The following is a 17121-nucleotide window of genomic DNA, read 5'->3' on the forward strand; positions in this document are numbered from 1 at the left end:
CTCGGGTCCAAGGCTACTCAGCTTCGGTCTCAGTTAAGCGGGGAGAGTACGTATTTTACCTCCGTCATGTTTTGCAACGCGTGCAGCCGAAGACTAATGAGGTGGCAGATAGAACCAATAGGTTTTACGCAGCTACTGCCGGGCGGCTGCATATAAATTTTTTACTACGTACAGCGGGCGGCTACGGGCCGCGTCCAGGCCGCGCCATACATACTCGCCGATAATGCCCAGCGCAATCATCTGGAAGGCCGATACAAAGAGCAGCACCAGCATCAGCGTGGTCCAGCCCTCTACCTCAATCCCCCCAAACACCTTCACGCCCAGAATGTAGAGCCCGTAGAGCAGTGCCACAATGCCCATACCCACCCCCAGCACCGATATGGCCCGGATGGGGAAAAAGGAAAAGGCCAGAATCGAGTCGATGAACAGTTTGATCTTCTTCTGAATCGTCCAGCGCGACTTGCCGATTTCCCGTTTCCGACGCACGTACGGAATGTTCACATAGGGGTAGCCCAGCCACACCATCAGGTAGAACAGGTTGCTATTGCGCTCCTTCATTTCCAAGATGTGCTCCCCTACCTGCCGGTCGAAAAACACGAAGTCGAAGCCGCCATCCGGGATATTGGGCAGGGCAATCTTCTTCATCAGGGCGTGAAAGGTTTTGGCAAACATCTGCTGCAGCCCAGTTTCCTCGCGGTCCTGCCGGTTGCCGATGATGAGCTTGAGGCCTTTCTTCCAGTAGTCGTACATCTGCACCATCAGCTCCGGCGGGTCCTGCATGTCGGCCGTGATGATAGCCATACAGTCGCCGGTGGCTTGCTCAATGCCGGCTACAATGGCGTTGTAGGAGCCCACGTTGCCGGCCAGCTCCACTATCCGCACTTTCTCGGGGTAGGCGTTCCGAAAAGCCAGCAACGCCTGCAGCGTGCCATCCCCCGAGCCATCATCGACGAGCACATACTCGAAGGTCACTTCGGAGGGGAACAGCGCCTCGTTGGCAATCAGCTCCCGGCTGGTGACCGGAATATTGGCTTCGTTGTAATAGCAGGGTATGATGATCGATAACTTGGGCATTGCAAAGGAATCAGGGCAGAAATTAAGACTGGAAGAACGTACGGATGGCGCCAGCTACTACTTCCACCTCCGTGGCCGTCATGCCGGGCCACATGGGCAGGCTCAGGCAGGTAGTGGCCAGTTCTTCGGCAATGGGGAAGTCGCCGGCCTGGAAGTTCATGAAGCGGTAGGCGTCCTGCAGGTGGGGCGGAATAGGGTAGTGAATGAGCGTGCCGATGTCCTGGGCCGTGAGATACTGCTGTAGCGCGTCGCGGCGGCTGGTGCGCACCACGTAGAGGTGGTAGACGTGGGTAGCACCGGGGGCCACGGCGGGCAAGTGCAGGTCGGCAATGCCGGCGAGCTGCTCGTTGTAGAGCGCGGCTACTTCCTGGCGCTGGCCCGTCCACTCCATTAGCAGCGGGAGTTTGGCGCTGAGCACGGCGGCCTGCAGCTCGTCGAGGCGGGAATTGTGGCCGATTACCTCGTTGTAGTATTTCTGCTGGGAGCCATAGTTGCGCAGGGTCCGGACCTTTTTGGCCAGCTCGGCGTCGTTGGTGGTCACGGCGCCGGCGTCGCCGAGGGCGCCCAGGTTTTTGCCGGGGTAAAAGCTGGTGGCATTCACGTGGCCGAAGCTGCCGGTAATGCCGCCCTCGTAGGTAGCACCCTGCGACTGGGCATTGTCCTCGATTACGTAGAGGTTGTGCCGCTTGGCAATGTCCATAATGGCCCCCATCTCGCAGGCCTGACCATAGAGGTGCACCGGCATAATAGCCCGGGTACGGGGCGTAATGGCCGCTTCCAGCCGCGCGGGGTCCAGGTTGTAGGTAGCGGGGTTGGGCTCTACGGGCACGGGCGTGGCGCCCACGAAGGAAATAGCCAGCCAGGTAGCAATGTAGGTGTTGGATGGTACGATGACCTCGTCGCCTTCTTTCACGTCCAGGGCCTTGAGGGCCAGGTGCAGGGCATCGAGGCCGTTAGCCACGCCCACGCACTCGGTGGTAGTTGAAAAGCGGGCGTATTCGGCTTCAAACTGTTTTACAGCCTCTCCCAGCACGTACCATTGCGAATCAAATACCTGAGTCATGGCATCCAGCACCTGGGCGCGGACCGCCTGATTTTGCGGAGTGAAGGAGAGAAAAGGGACTTTCATACGGCGAAGATAAAGGATACCGGGCAAGCCGGTTTGGAAGAACGTTTTTTAGGTTAGCTATTCGCGGGCAGCGGCAGCTCCTGGCGCGTAGCTACCACCTGTACGGTTTTTTCGCGGCGCCGGGGCAGCAAGTTGCCCAGCAGCAGCGCGGCCGGCACGAGCATCACCACATCGGCTTGCAAGAGGTAGCGCATTTCCATGGAGCGAAAAATGGCGGCCATGTAGCCAAAGATAAGGGCTGCAAAGAGCAGAGCCGGCCAGAGCCCGGGCACGCGGCGGAAGCGCCACGCCCCTACCAGGCCCACGAGCAACACGATGGAGCGCCACGTGAAGAGCAGGGCCGCCACGCGCTGCCCGGTAGTCAGGGCCGCGCCGGCACCGGTTTTGAACTGGCTCTTGAACAGAATTTTCTGAAAGTTGTGCAACGGCACTTCCAGCCGGGCCCGCACCGGATGGCGGGCTATATAACTGGCCCGCAACCGGCTGAAACCTTTGCTCACCAGCGCGTTGCAGTTGGTATGCCGCAGCAATTCGGCTTGGGGATCGGCGGGGGGAGTAGCGGAAGCACTGAGCTTGGCCTGGGCCCGAACGTGAAAGCTGGAGGCACAGCTGCGGCTCAGCACGATAAGGGAATCGAGCAGCTGCTTTTCGGCGGCTGTGCTGATAACGTGCGCCGGGAAGGCAGGCTTGGGGGCAAACAGGATTTCATCTATGCCCATGGTTACATCGTTGGTCCAGGTCAGCACCCAGGCAAGTGCGGCCTGGGTATCCTCGCGCAGGTTGGCGTAGCCCGCTGCGGCTGGTTTGAGAGGAATCAAGCGGCCCAGCGTAACGTAGTTGCGGATGGGCCACCAAATATACAGAGAAAGGAAGCCCGCCAGAACCAGAGCCACCGGCAACCGCCGCTGGCCCCGCTCCTGGCTCAAAAATAAGTAGGCCACCGTTACAACCAAGCATACGCCCAGAAACTCGCGCACATACACGATGACCGCCAGCAGGCAGCCCAGCAGCAGCCACGTGCGGGGGCGCCGCCGGCCCAGCAGCAGCACCGCCCACCACAGCAGCACCAGAAACAGCCCCAGCGACTCGGTGCCTACAATGGTAGTCCAGACGATGCTGAAGGGGTAGGCTGCCAGCAGCAGGGCGCCCAGCGTGGGGGCCCACGACCTAGGCGGTGCCAGCCGGGCCGTAATGACATAGAGGAGCCAGATACCCAGCGTGTCGAGGAGTACCTGCGTGACGGCTACGGCAGCTACGGCCCGCTCTGCCCCAAAAAGCAGGTAATGGATACCGTAAAAAAATGGGTAGCCCGGCAAGCGGCCCACCGAGGCATCGGGCTCACGCGGGTCGAACGTGTAGCGGCCGTACTCGAGCAGGTTTTGGAAGCTGAGCACGTAGGAAAACGTGTCGCCGGTGGTGTGAATATCAATCTGCCGGCCCGCGTAATACACCTTGGCCCCCACCAGCAGAAAGAGCAGCCGCAGTACTGCCCCGAGCAGCAGTATGGGCCATACGCGGGGCCACGTGCGTCGTAGGCTGGCTCGGAACCCAAACTTTTCAAGGCCTACCCGATCGTGCGTGTTGGTACTGGATGGCATATTCTTAAAGTAAAAAGTTATGTCACTATCGGCAGCTCAGAAGCTGAACTGCAACTCCGCCGGATGGTTTCTGGCTGTTTCTCAACGAGGTAAACCTGGCAGCATATTGCCCTCAGCATCGGAATTCGCTAAGAAAAGAGGTATTCAGCTTGCTGAAGCTAGGGCAAACGTAGCAGTAACCTTCCGCAGAAAAAGGCCACGGCTGATCAGCTTAACATTTGGATATGCTGTTCCTCTGCCCTTTAAATACAGAAAATTATTTCAGGTATATTTATTTTATACACACCCCGGCCCGGCGAAATATAGGCGCAGCAGTACTTGCCGCCAATTCAATACGGAAATATCCGTATTGAATTGGCGGGTAAAATGAAAGTATAAGCGGGGAATTAGGCGGACCAGGCCAACACGTGGCTGGAGCCACCGAGCTTAAACCCAAGCTTTTCGCAGGTCCGGAATACGGCGCGGTTGGTGGCTTGGGTGGTCATTAGTACGTAGGAGGCGCCGTTTTGCCGGGCCCGGTGTACGGTTTCGGCCACTAGTCTCAGATGCCAGCCGCGGTTGGCGGGCCCTACGGCTGTAAGAACCACCCGCGAGAAGCCCGAATTCAGGCTGGCCGCGTGCTGATGCAGGTCGCTGATGGCCAGAAATGAATCGACGGGCAGGCCGGCCTCGTTGGGCACAAGCACGTCGTCGCAGTAGCCTTCCACGGAGGCGGAGGCATATTTGGCCAAGAATTGGTCGCCCAACTCGTCGCCAAACCATTGGTCGGCATGAAACCGGTCGTACTCGTTGCGGGCCTGGGCGGAAATCTGGCCAATGGCCGCGGCTTCTTCTTTGCTGGCCGACCGCACCGGGTAGCGGGGGTGGTCGAAGCGCTGTACCGCGTCGTGAAAAAAGGTAAGGCGAGTTTCAACCAAACGCCAGCCAGCGTCGCCCAGGGCCTGGGCCACGCGGGTATCTTCGACGGGCAGCTCGGCGAAACAGTAAGCAACTCCTTGCTGCTGTAGCTGCTGCCGGAAAGCGGTGCCGGCAGCAGCTAGAGTAGCAGCGGAGGTAGTAGAGGCAAATAAAATGGTGAAGAGCTTGTACACCGGGGCCCGGAAAAAGTCGGTATCCCAGGCCAGGAAGGTGTACAGAAACTGAACGGTAGTTTCGCCTTCGGCAAACTCGAACACGTGGTGCGCCGGGTCAGCGGCGTAGTGCTGGGCCACACCCGGGCCAAACAACCGCTGTTGGGTGTCCGCGTCGAGCTGGCGCAGAAAGTTATAGGGCGAGTAGAAAAACAGCTTCTCGGCCCGGGCGGCTACCAGTTCAGCGTTTACTTGGCTCCCCATACTTGCCGGAACGTTTCGTATTGCCGGATATAATCCTGCTCGTTGTAGCGCGTAGAGGCAAATACCAACTGCACGGCGGTGTGCGAGTACTGCATGGTATGCCAGGCATTCGGGGGCACGTACACGCCCACGTGCGGCGACTCCAGCACGAAGGTTTGCACTTCGCCGTCGGGCATTTCGGTGGTCACGATGATGCGCCCGGCCATAGCCACGAGCACCTGCTCGGTGGCGTGGTGCGCGTGCCGGCCCCGCACGATGCTCTCGGGCGTGAAGTACGTCCAGAAAGTACGCTCGACGGTGAATGGGATCAGGCCGTTGGCTTCCCCGACGGAAATATAGCCGATGTCGGAGGCGCCCAGCTTCGGAAACTCAATCAAATGCGGCTTTTGCATACGCGTGGGCAACGAGGTAAACGGATTAGAAGCTACGGGGAGTATTGTCTACCTGGCCCGAGGAGGTGGTTTGCACGTGCTCCTTAAAGTATTCCAGGGTGCGGCGCAGACCCTCGGCGCGGTCTACCTTCGGCTCCCAGCCCAGGATTTCCTTGGCCTTGGTGATGTCGGGCTTGCGCTTCATCGGGTCGTTTTGGGGCAGTTCCTGGTAGGTGGGCTTGAACTCCACGTTCATCAGCTTGGCAATTTCTTCGCCGAACTCCTTAATGGTGATTTCGTCGGGGTTGCCGATGTTCACGGGCAGGGCGTAGTCGCTCAGTAGCAGGCGATAGATGCCTTCCACCAGGTCGTCTACGTAGCAGAAGGAGCGCGTCTGCGAGCCGTCGCCGAACACGGTCAGGTTTTCGCCGCGCAGAGCCTGCGAGAGGAAAGCGGGCAACACGCGGCCGTCGTTGAGGCGCATGCGCGGGCCGTAGGTGTTGAAGATGCGCACGATGCGCGTTTCCAGGCCGTGGTGGGTGTGGTAGGCCATGGTAATGGCTTCCTGGAACCGCTTGGCCTCATCGTAGCAGCCACGGGGTCCTACGGGGTTCACGTTGCCGAAGTACTCCTCCACCTGGGGGTGAATCTCCGGGTCGCCGTATACTTCCGAGGTGCTGGCAATCAGCATGCGGGCGCCTTTCACGCGGGCCAGGCCCAGCAGGTTGTGCGTACCCAATGAGCCTACCTTCAGCGTCTGAATCGGAATCTTCAGGTAGTCGATGGGCGAGGCGGGCGAGGCGAAGTGCAGGATGTAGTCCAGCTTGCCGGGCACGAACACGAACTTCGACACGTCGGCGTGGTGAAACTCAAAGCTTTCGTTGCCGAACAGGTGCTCAATGTTTTTCAGGTCGCCGGTAATCAGGTTATCCATGGCAATGACATGGTAGCCTTCCTTCAGGAACCTGTCGCAGAGGTGGGAGCCGAGGAAGCCCGCACCGCCCGTAATCAGAACTCGTTTTTTGTCAGACATCGTATTGTTAGCTACAAGCCATTAGCCTCAGGCTGCAAGCTTTTTGTTGTCGAAAGGGAAGTAAACCTGGCCGCTTAGCGCTTAGGCCGGCTCGTGGTGAGCCGTTTTCACCCCGATGCAGTGGTAGGCGTAACCGGCCGCCTGCAACTCCGCCGCATCATAGATGTTGCGGCCATCGAAGATAACCTTCTGCTTGAGCAGCCGGCTCATCACCTCAAAGTTCGGCACCCTGAACTCGGGCCACTCCGTCACAATCAGCAAGGCGTCCGCGTCAATCAGGGCCTCCATCTGGTCTTTGGCATAGGTGATAGTATCGCCCAGCGAGTGTTTGGCTTCTTCCATAGCTACCGGGTCGTAGGCGCTTACGGTGCAGCCTTCAGCCAGCAGCTTCTCAATGATAACCAGAGAAGGAGCTTCGCGCATATCATCGGTTTTGGGCTTGAACGACAGGCCCCACACGGCAATTTTCTTCCCGCTCAACTCCCCGCCGAAGTGCTTGCGCACTTTGTTGTAGAGCACCTCTTTCTGGGCCTCGTTCACGCTTTCCACGGCCTGAAGCACCTGCATCTGGTAGCCGTTTTCCTCGGCGGTTTTGATGAGGGCCTTTACATCCTTGGGGAAGCAGGAGCCGCCGTAGCCGATGCCGGGGTAGATGAACTTGGTACCAATGCGGGCGTCGGAGCCGATGCCTTTGCGCACCATGTTCACGTCGGCTCCCATGATTTCGCAGAGGTTGGCAATGTCGTTCATGAACGAAATCTTGGTGGCCAGCATAGAGTTGGCCGCGTATTTCGTCATTTCCGCCGATGGAATATCCATGAAGATAATGGGGTGGCCATTCAGCAGGAAGGGCTTGTACAGGCGGCTCATTACCTCCTCAGCGCGCTCCGAGGATACGCCTACCACAATGCGGTCGGGTTTCAGGAAGTCGTCGATGGCGGCACCTTCTTTAAGGAACTCGGGGTTGGAGGCTACATCGAACTCGATGGTTTCGTTGCGGCGGGCCAGCGCATCGGCAATTTCCTTGCGCACCTTGGCCGCCGTGCCCACGGGCACCGTGCTTTTGGTTACAATGACACCGTAGCTGGTCATGTTCTCACCAATCTCGCGGGCCACACCCAGCACGTATTTCAGGTCGGCGGAGCCATCTTCGCCGGGAGGAGTACCCACGGCAATAAAGGCTACGTCGCAGCCTTTGATGGCTTCAGCCAGCTTGGTAGAAAAATGCAGACGACCAGCGGCCACGTTGCGCGTTACCATTTCCTCCAGGCCCGGCTCATAAATCGGCAGGATACCCTTGTGCAGGTTGTCGATTTTACGCTGGTCGATATCAATGCAGGTAACGTCAATACCCACTTCGGCAAAACAAGTGCCGGTTACTAGGCCTACGTAGCCCGTACCTACTACAGCAATTTTCATATGTTGTTCAATTGGTAATTGTCGAATTTGTCAGGCACAGGCTTTAGTTGAGCAGGCCGTATTTGATGATGCAGTAGATGGCGCGGAACCCGTCGCGCCAACCAATTTTCTTGCCCTCGGCGTAGGTACGGCCATAGTAGCTAATGCCTACTTCGTAAATGCGTACGTTCGGAAAACGAGCTGCTTTGAGTGTTACTTCCGGCTCGAAACCAAAACGCTTTTCTTCCAGTTGCAACCCCTGCACAATATCCCGTCGAAACAGCTTGTAGCAGGTTTCCATGTCGGTGAGGTTGAGGTTGGCGAAGGCGTTGCACAACATTGTAAGCCACTGGTTGCCAATGCTGTGCCAGAAGAACAGAATCCGATGGGGCTTGCCACCCAGGAAGCGGGAGCCGTACACGACATCGGCCACGCCCCGTACGATGGGACGTAGCAACACGTTGTACTCCTCGGGGTCATATTCCAGATCAGCGTCCTGGATAATTACGTAGTCGCCGGTAGCCTCGCGGATGCCGGTATGCAGGGCGGCACCCTTTCCCTGGTTGACTGCGTGCTTACGGTATTGAATGTTCAGCTCCGGATTGGACGCCATGTAGCGCTGAATGGCTTCCTCTGTATTATCCCGGGAACAGTCATTTACAATGATGACTTCTTTGGTGAAGCCTCCAATCAACTCCACTGCCTTCACCTGGTCCAAAATCAGGTGGATGGTTGCGCCTTCGTTGTAAGCCGGAATGATGATAGAAAGCTTACGTGGGGTAACCGATGCTGACATGAAGAAAAGCTAATAAGGAGAGAAGACTGCGGGAATAATACGTAAGGTTGTACTAGCTTATCATCCACTTCTTCCACCACCACTGAAACACGATAAGCGCCCAGATACGGGCGTGCACGTCGCCGGGGCTGCTGCTGAACAGCTGCTTTTTAAGCCCCCGAATGGCATCAACATCGAAAACGCCCTGGGATTCAATAAAACCGTCGGAGAGCAAGTCGTCCTCAATTAGTGGGCGTAGCTCACCGCGGAACCACTTGAGCAAGGGCACCTCAAAGCCGTGCTTAGGGCGTTTGTACAGCTCCTCCGGCAGCATAGGCCGGAACGCATCCTGCACGATTTTCTTTTTCATCTTCGCGTCAATCTTGCTGCTCACGGGCAGGGAGAAGGCGAAGCGTACTACGTTGGGGTCCAGGAAGGGCGGGCGCACTTCCAGGGAATTGGCCATGCTCATCAGGTCAACCTTAGTGAGCATGTCATAAGGCAATACCAGCTTGGTATCGGTCAGAAGCACCTCGTTCAGGTCGCCGTCGGCGTGCAGATCTTCCAGCAGTTCCCGGCGGCGCTTATCGGCCAGCTTCTTGCCCACCTTACGCTGGGAAGCCGTACTTAACAGTCCGCGAGCATCCTTTTCAGAGGCAAACGAGGCCCAGTCCCAGTACCGGTCTTTGGGGCCGCTGAGCATACCCCGGGAGAAGCGCTGAAATTGACGTATTTTATTGCCAAAGAACGAGTTACGCGACTTAGGCAGCACGTCCCAGAGCAGATTCAGGCCGGTTACTGCTTCGGCCTTGAAGCCGCCCTGCCGCACCTGAAACTCGCCCATGTGCTTATTGTAACCGGCAAACAATTCATCGGCGCCGTCGCCGCTTAGGGCCACGGTAGCTTTTTCGCGGGTACGCTTGCTCAATATGTACACGGCCAAGGCCGAGGAGTCGGCGAAGGGCTCGTCGATGTAGTTGAGTACATCGAAGATGTGGTCATACAAGTCCTGGTTTGTCAGGGAGAAGACCGTATGATTGGTCTTGTACCGGTCGGCAACGAGCTTGGCGTACTTGGTTTCGTCGAAGAAGGGCTCATCGGCAAAGCCAATACTGAACGTGTTCAGGTGCTGGGTGTGGCGGGAAGCCAGGGCTACCACCACGGAGGAGTCAATACCACCGCTGAGGAAGGCACCCACGGGCACATCGGCTACAAGGCGGCGGGCCGTGGCCTCGTCCAGAATTTCCACCAGCTTTTTCTGTTGCTGCTCGTAACTGGTTTTGTTTTTCTCAACCTTTTTGGGGTCGTAGGGCACTTTGTACCAGCGCTTGCGCACTACCTTCTTGCCCTTCACATACATGTAATACCCAGGCAACAATTTCTTCACTCCTTTGAAGATGGTAGCCGGGCCCGGAATGTAGTTGAGCTGTAAATAATGACTCAGCGAGACGTAATCGAGCTTGCGCGGAATACCCAGCGCCAGCAACGACTTCATTTCCGAGGAAAACAGCAGCTTATCCTCGTCGCGGTACACCAGTAAGGGCTTCTCCCCCATCCGGTCGCGGGCCAAAAAGATGGAATCTTCTTCCTTATCGTAAATGGCAAAGTCGAAGAAGCCGTTGAGCTTTTTCAGAAAATTGCGACCCTCGGCAATGTACATGTGCAGCACTACCTCGGTATCCGTCTGGGAGTGGAAGCGGTGACCCCTCGCCACCAGTTTCTGACGTAACTCTTTAAAGTTAAAGATTTCGCCGTTGAAAACAATGGTGTATCGGCCCGACTCATCGGTCATGGGCTGGTTGCCGTCGGCCGTCAGGTCAAGAATAGCTAACCGCCGAAAGCCCAGTCCGCAACGCTCAAAGAAAAAATGTCCCTGCGAGTCGGGGCCACGGCTGGAAATAGCATCAGTTGAAGCGTGCAGCGAGGCCAGCGCATTGCGGCCCGCATCGGTAAAGGCGAATACTCCGGAGATTCCACACATAAGGCGGGCAAAAGTACGAACTATCAGGACTTGAACTCTGAAAAAACTACGGAACCTGCCCGCAACCAAAGCCGTGCCACCTTAGTACAACCCCTACATTCCCCTCACTTACCCCCTACTCCATCCCATGAACCTGCAAGATAAACTAAGCCTCCAGCAAGATTTCGAAGCCGCCGTATCCCGTGTGGACAATTTGCCCGGCGACCAAGCTGCCGCCCACATGACCGACTTGTATGGCCTGTATAAGCAAGCCACCGAAGGCGACCATGACACTAAACAGGAGGAAGTAGGCGACGACACGCCTGATAACCCGAACGGCCCCAAAGGTCTGTCGCAGGCGCAGTGGGATGCCTGGAGCAAATTTAAGGGTACCGACCAAGACGAAGCCCGCCGCCTCTACGTAGAGAAAGTAAATGAGCTAGCCGGGCCAGTTGGCGAAAAGGCCAACGTACTTACTGGCAACGGCCACCCCGCCACCGCTTCACAGGTAGGTGGTGCAGACGCAGCTTCCGGTCCGGAAGTGCAGATAGATGATAATACGACTCTTTCGCAGCAGCCAACTAGCGGCCCCGGTGTATCGCAGGGTGGCCTACGTGGCGATATTACCGCTGGCGCACCCTACGGTGGTGAAGATAAGCTGAAGGGCGACCAGAGCTAAATCACAAATATTCGCTGATTAAGCAGATAGCGCAGCTTCGTTCTGTTAGCGTCCCTTCGGAATAAACACAAGAAGCCGCCCCAACTGGAGCGGCTTCTTGTGTTTACCCTAGGTTAATGACGAAGCTGTTTAGCAAATCGTAAAAAACAACAAAACGTCAGCACGCGAGATGCTTCGCCTCCGGCTCTGCCGGACGTTCCAGCATTTTCTAAACAGCTTCGACAGAAATCTGTGCTATCCGCACGACCAGCAACATCTGTGATTAAAAGATTTTGCCGGGGTTCAAGATGCCATGAGGGTCGAAGACGTGCTTGATACCGCGCATCAGGTTCAGGTTGGCTTCTTTGAGGGCAATGCCGATGTAGCCCTTCTGCACTAGCCCGATGCCGTGCTCCCCGCTGATGGTGCCACCCAGCTTCACGCACAGCTCAAAAATTTCGGTGATGGGCTGGCGCAAACCCACGTTCCACATTTCATCATCAAGGTTGCCCCGGATGATGTTAACGTGCAGGTTGCCGTCGCCGGCATGGCCGTAGCACACAGAAGTGAAGCCGTAGCGCCGACCGATTTCCTTTACGCCGGCCAGCAGCGTGGGCAGCTCAGCGCGAGGCACCACCGTATCCTCCTCCTTATACACCGAGTTGTAGCGGACGGAATTACCAATGTTGCGACGGATGCGCCAGAGGTCGTCTTTCTGCCCGGCCGTGTCAGCCAGCAGAATTTCGTCGATGTCATAGCCCTCCAGCACCCCGTACACGGCCTCAGCTTCTTTGTACAGCTGGTCGAGGTCTTGGCCATCCAACTCAATGAGCAGGTGGGCCCGGATATCCTCGGGCAGCGTGAGCGGAATTTTCAGGTACTCCGACGACCACACAATGGCTTCGCGCTCCATGAACTCCATGCCTGAAGGGATGATGCCCGCCCGAAAAACCGCCGATACGGCCTCCGCCGCCTGGGCCTCCTGCCGGAAGGGCACCAGCATCAGGATATTGTGCTTGGGATAGGGCAACAGCCGGAACACCACTTTGGTGATGATACCCAACGTGCCCTCTGAGCCAATCATAAGCTGGGTGAGGTTATAGCCGGTGGAGTTCTTGAGCGTGTTGGCGGCCGTCCAAATTAGCTCGCCGGTGGGCAGCACCACCTGCAGGTTGAGCACGTAATCTTTGGTAGTGCCATACTTTACGGCCTTGGGGCCGCCACTACTGTGGGCCAGGTTGCCGCCCAGAGAGCAGCTGCCTTTGCTAGCGGGGTCGGGCGGATAAAATAGGCCCACCTCTTTCACGGCATTCTGAAATACCTCGTTCACTACGCCGGGCTCCACGGTTGCCTGCAGGTTTCGCTCGTCAATTTCCAGGATGCGGTTCAGGCGCTCTGTGCTTAGCAGTACCCCCTGATGAATGGGCAACGCCCCGCCCGACAGGCCCGTGCCCGCGCCCCGGGGCGTTACCGGAATGTGGTGCTCATGGCACAGGCGCACAATTTGGCTAACCTCCTCGGCGTTACCGGGGCGCAGTACCACGTCCGGGGCAAAGTGTAGGTCCTCGGTATGGTCGCGGCCGTAGTTGGCGTACACATCGGCTTCGGCCCGCTCGGCCGTAAGGATATATGCCGGGCCCACAATGGCTTCTAGTTGGGTTACTAATGCCGGCGTCAGGAGCTGAAAGTCCATAAGAAAGATGAGGAGTGAAATACCAGCTTCGCGTATCTTTGCCCCGATGCGCGAACACGCTACGAAGGTACAGCATTCAGTTCAGTGGCCCCGGCCCCTGCTGACAGCCTTATTGCTGGGCATGCTGAGCTGGCTGGCAGCCTGCGGCTCTACCAGTAAGGTAAACTACCGCAACGGCCGCTACTACTCGGCCCGGGATATGGCCCGCATGAAGGCTACGGCCCGCCGGCGCCCGGCGGTGCGCCCCGGCACGACGGTAAAAACTAAGACGAAAACGCCCACCACGGCCGGCCGGACTAAAACGGTAGTGCGGCGGCCGCTGCCAGCCAACGTGCCAGCGCAGATGGCGGCCGTAATAGAGACGGCCCGCTCCTACCAGGGCACCCCCTACCGGTACGGCGGCACTACCCGCCAGGGCATGGACTGCTCAGGGTTGCTACACGAGTCATTTGCTGCCATCAGCGTGAGTATTCCGCGTTCCAGTAACGAGCAGGCAGCGTGGGGAGAGCCCGTACGCCCGCAGGATTTACGGCCTGGTGATTTGGTATTTTTCGGAGCTTCACCTGGCAGCTCAACCATAACTCATGTGGGCATGGTGACGGAAGCCTCGCCCGAGAGCGTACAGTTCATTCACTCTTCCAGCTCCTTAGGTGTTGTGGAGAATGCCTTGGAAACAGATTACTATCTGAGCAGATTCATTAAGGCGGTACGGCCTAGATTGTGAATTTTCCCTCTTACCTTTGCGGCACGAAAGCACGGCATTTGTAACGCTGGGTAAGGCAGATATGCAAGTAACCTAGTATTTTTGCGGCGCTTTTCCACCCTCCAGAAGCACCCGTTTTTTCACCAATCCCCCTTTTGTATGAAACGTAATCTTTACGCCTCCGTGGCGCTGGTGCCGATGTCGGTGCTGGTGGCCCAGTTGGGCTGGGCGCAGGTAACAACCTCCGCCATGAACGGCATTATTACCGACAAAAGCGGTGAGGGGCTTCCCGGCGCTACGGTAATTGCTATACACACGCCTACCAACACCCAGTACGTAGCACCAACCAACTCCGAAGGCCGCTTTAACCTGCAGAACATGCGGGTAGGTGGTCCTTATACTGTACGGGTATCCTTTGTAGGCTACAAAGAATCTGTACGGGAAAATATTTTCCTGACTCTGGGCCAGAACCAGCGCCTCGACATCAACCTGAGCGAGACAGAGCAGACGCTGGGCGAAGTAGTGGTAAGTGGCCGCCGCGACCCGGTTATCAACTCCGGCCGTACCGGGGCTGCAACCTCCGTTTCGCGTGAGCAAATCCAGCGCCTACCCACGCTGAACCGTAGCCTGCAAGACTTTGTGCGGGTTTCGCCCCAGGCTAACGGTGGCGGCAGCAGCTCCATTGGGGGTGCTAACAACCGCTACAACAACATCACCATTGACGGTGCGGTAAACAACGACGTGTTCGGCTTGTCTGGTAGCGGTACCCCCGGGGGTAACGCCGGCGCCCAGCCCATTTCGCTGGATGCTGTGCAGGAACTCCAGATTGTAGTTGCCCCTTACGATGTAACGCTTGGCAACTTCACCGGCGGCGGTATCAACGCCGTAACCCGCTCAGGCACCAACGACTTGTCCGCCTCCATTTACGGTTTTGGCCGTAACGAGAACATTGTAGGCAAAAGCGTAACGGAGCCCCGCACCAAGGCTGGCGAGTTCTATAACTACCAGACGGGTGCCCGCGTAGGTGGAGCCCTTGTGAAAGACAAGGTATTTTTCTTCCTGAACGGTGAAATTGCCCGGCGCAGCGAGCCGCTGGCTTTCGTACCCGGTACGTCTGCTTCGCGTCTGGACGTCAATGTTATCAACCAGATTGCCGCTCGCGCAGCCGAGCGTTACGGGTATCAGGTGGGCGTAACGGAGTTGAACCGCCGCACGCAGAGCAACCGTATCTTCGGTCGTCTCGACTTCAACTTGTCCCAGAATCATCAGTTGACGGTACGCCACAATTTCGTGGATGCGTTTGATGACAACATCTCGCGTTCTTCGACGCAGATGCGTTTTGGCAACAACATCTTCCAGAATAACAATACCACCAACAGCAGCGTTGTAGAACTCAACAGCCGTTTGGGTAATTTCTCGAACAAGTTGCTGCTGAGCTACACCCGTATCCGTGACAAACGCACGACTCCGGGCAACCTGTTTCCGACCTTTGAAATCAACGAAGCTGGCAACCGCTACACGTTCGGCACGGAACGGAGCTCTGGCTTTAACGAACTGGATCAGGATATCTTCGAATTCACGGACAACGTAACTCGAGCAATTGGTAAGCACACCCTGACCCTGGGTACGCACAACGAGTTTTTCAAATTCCGGAACCTGTTCATTAACAACGGAGTAGGTTACTACCAGTTCAACAACCTGGCTGATTTCCTGGCTGAGCGTCCTAACCGTCTTCAGGCAGCTTATGCTACCAACAACAACGGCCAAGCTAGCTTCAGCGCCATGCAGGCTGGCGTGTATGTTCAGGACGAATACTCACCCCAGGAAAACCTGCGCCTGACCTTGGGCGTGCGCCTTGATGTACCGTTCTTCTTCGACAAGCCCGGCTTCAACCAAGGGGTAACCGACCAGTTCGGTAGCAACATCAACACCCAGAATACGCCGAACGGCCAACTGCTGTGGGCTCCACGTTTGGGCTTTAACTGGGACGTGAACAACGACCAGAAAGTGCAGGTGCGGGGTGGTACCGGTATCTTCACCGGCCGGGTACCCTTCGTGTGGATTTCGAACGGCTTCACCAACAGTGGTCTGATTCAGGGTGCTGTGGATGTACGTCCGGTAACTACTGGTACTGCGCCCAACCAAACGACGACCTACCCGGCTATCATCACCGACCCAAGTCAGATTCGTTCCTCGTTTGCAGCCGTGCCTACCGCCGAAATCAACGTAATAGACAAGAATTTCAAGCTGCCCCAAGTGTGGCGCTCGAACTTGGCCGTTGACTTCCGCTTGCCTGGCGACATCGTAGCTACGCTGGAAGGTATCTACTCGAAAACGCTGAACGATATTTACTACAAGAACATCAACCTAGTGGCCCCAACCGGGCGCTTGGCTGGTCCTGATCAGCGGCCGATTTATCCTTCGAGCCGGCAGATCAACCGGAACTATACCAACGTTCTGCAGCTGGATAATACCAACAAAGGCTACCGCTACAACGCTACGGCGCAATTGCAGAAGCAGTTTACCAATGGCCTGAATACCAGCGTATCGTACACCTACGGTATGTCGAAAGAGGTGAACAGCGGCGCTAGCAGCACGGCCCTGTCCAACTGGCAGTTCAACCAGGTACAATTCGACCCCAACAACCCGGAACTGGGCTTCTCGGCTAACGACCGTCGTCACCGCGTTCTGGGCACGGGTGGGTATACCTTCCGGTATGCCGGCGACCGTTTGGCCACTAACTTGTCCATCATTTACGAAGGCTTGGCTGGCTCGCCCATTGCTTATGTATATGGGGCTGGTGGACGTGACCTGAACAACGACGGTGCGTTTACCAACGACCTGATTTACATTCCGCGCAATGTGCGGGACGCCAACGAAATTGTGCTGATTCCTACGCCAACCTCCAATGGTGTTGTTGACAATCGTACAGTAGCGCAAATCCAGGATCAACTGGATGCCTTCATCGAGAACGACCCATATCTGCGCAGCCGCCGCGGACAGTACGCCGAACGTTTTGCCGCCCGTACTCCTTGGACGCATCAGTTTGATGTGCGCATAGCTCAGGACTTCAACTTCCAAGCTGGCGGTAAGAAAAACACCATTCAAGTTACCTTCGATATTCAGAACGTGGGTAACCTGATCAACAAAGACTGGGGCCGTCAGTACTTTGTTAATAACAACGCTGTTGAACTGCTGCGTCCGGAGGTTACCGGGGCTAACAATGTTCGCCCAACTTTCTCCTTCCCCTCTACATTCGCTGCTAACGGCAACCGCGGTTACGATATCTCAGCGTTTGGCTCACGCTGGCAGGGTCAGTTAGGCGTACGTTACAGCTTCAACTAAGCAAGTTGTAACCTCTACGGTTCCTAATCTTTTCTAAAAGCGGACGGAGA

At 56.8% G+C, this 17121-nt stretch carries 13 protein-coding genes; 3 read left to right on the top strand and 10 right to left on the bottom strand.

The features are described 5' to 3' along the window. Positions 1-132 precede the first annotated feature (132 nt). The 9 genes from ROI90_RS08185 to asnB form a co-directional block, all read right to left on the bottom strand. Positions 133-1074: a glycosyltransferase family 2 protein gene (locus ROI90_RS08185; RefSeq protein ID WP_315997850.1), complete on the bottom strand. Its 942-nt coding sequence runs from the start codon at positions 1072-1074 to the stop codon at positions 133-135. Positions 1075-1096: 22 nt separating this feature from the next. Then, complete coding sequence (locus ROI90_RS08190; protein ID WP_315997851.1) at positions 1097-2203, bottom strand: DegT/DnrJ/EryC1/StrS family aminotransferase; 1107 nt, start codon at positions 2201-2203, stop codon at positions 1097-1099. 53 nt (positions 2204-2256) lie between these two features. Next, the gene (locus ROI90_RS08195; protein ID WP_315997852.1) at positions 2257-3801 is read right to left on the bottom strand and encodes a glycosyltransferase family 39 protein; all 1545 of its coding nucleotides are present in this window, start codon (positions 3799-3801) and stop codon (positions 2257-2259) included. Between the two features lie 386 nt (positions 3802-4187). After that, positions 4188-5135 carry a GNAT family protein gene (locus tag ROI90_RS08200; RefSeq protein ID WP_315997853.1) on the bottom strand — a complete coding sequence of 316 codons (948 nt, stop codon included), beginning with the start codon at positions 5133-5135 and terminating at the stop codon, positions 4188-4190. Next, positions 5120-5527, bottom strand: coding sequence for a sugar 3,4-ketoisomerase (locus ROI90_RS08205; RefSeq protein ID WP_315997854.1), 408 nt, complete (start codon positions 5525-5527; stop codon positions 5120-5122). Before ROI90_RS08205 ends, ROI90_RS08200 begins: the two co-directional genes overlap by 16 nt. 25 nt (positions 5528-5552) lie before the next feature. Further along, on the bottom strand, positions 5553-6539 hold the full coding sequence (locus ROI90_RS08210) for a UDP-glucuronic acid decarboxylase family protein (RefSeq protein WP_315997855.1): 987 nt from the start codon (positions 6537-6539) through the stop codon (positions 5553-5555). Positions 6540-6620: 81 nt separating this feature from the next. Then, positions 6621-7958 carry a UDP-glucose dehydrogenase family protein gene (locus tag ROI90_RS08215; protein ID WP_315997856.1) on the bottom strand — a complete coding sequence of 446 codons (1338 nt, stop codon included), beginning with the start codon at positions 7956-7958 and terminating at the stop codon, positions 6621-6623. A gap of 43 nt (positions 7959-8001) precedes the next feature. Next, complete coding sequence (locus ROI90_RS08220; RefSeq protein ID WP_315997857.1) at positions 8002-8733, bottom strand: glycosyltransferase family 2 protein; 732 nt, start codon at positions 8731-8733, stop codon at positions 8002-8004. 52 nt (positions 8734-8785) lie between these two features. Beyond that, entirely contained in the window at positions 8786-10693 is a 1908-nt protein-coding gene (gene asnB, locus ROI90_RS08225) for an asparagine synthase (glutamine-hydrolyzing) (RefSeq protein ID WP_315997858.1), read from the bottom strand. Positions 10694-10820: 127 nt separating this feature from the next. Here asnB and ROI90_RS08230 point away from each other — a divergent pair, with 127 nt between their 5' ends. Further along, positions 10821-11351 (top strand): acyl-CoA-binding protein, encoded by a 531-nt coding sequence (locus ROI90_RS08230; protein WP_315997859.1) that lies wholly within the window; start codon positions 10821-10823, stop codon positions 11349-11351. A gap of 262 nt (positions 11352-11613) precedes the next feature. Here the strand turns inward: ROI90_RS08230 and ROI90_RS08235 are convergent, their stop codons facing one another. Beyond that, complete coding sequence (locus ROI90_RS08235) at positions 11614-13023, bottom strand: FAD-binding oxidoreductase (protein WP_315997860.1); 1410 nt, start codon at positions 13021-13023, stop codon at positions 11614-11616. Positions 13024-13069: 46 nt separating this feature from the next. Here ROI90_RS08235 and ROI90_RS08240 point away from each other — a divergent pair, with 46 nt between their 5' ends. After that, positions 13070-13747: a C40 family peptidase gene (locus ROI90_RS08240; protein WP_315997861.1), complete on the top strand. Its 678-nt coding sequence runs from the start codon at positions 13070-13072 to the stop codon at positions 13745-13747. Positions 13748-13885: 138 nt separating this feature from the next. Then, complete coding sequence (locus tag ROI90_RS08245) at positions 13886-17071, top strand: TonB-dependent receptor (protein WP_315997862.1); 3186 nt, start codon at positions 13886-13888, stop codon at positions 17069-17071. Positions 17072-17121 lie beyond the last annotated feature (50 nt).

It is taken from the genome of Hymenobacter endophyticus (assembly GCF_032464715.1).
Classification (GTDB): domain Bacteria; phylum Bacteroidota; class Bacteroidia; order Cytophagales; family Hymenobacteraceae; genus Hymenobacter; species Hymenobacter endophyticus.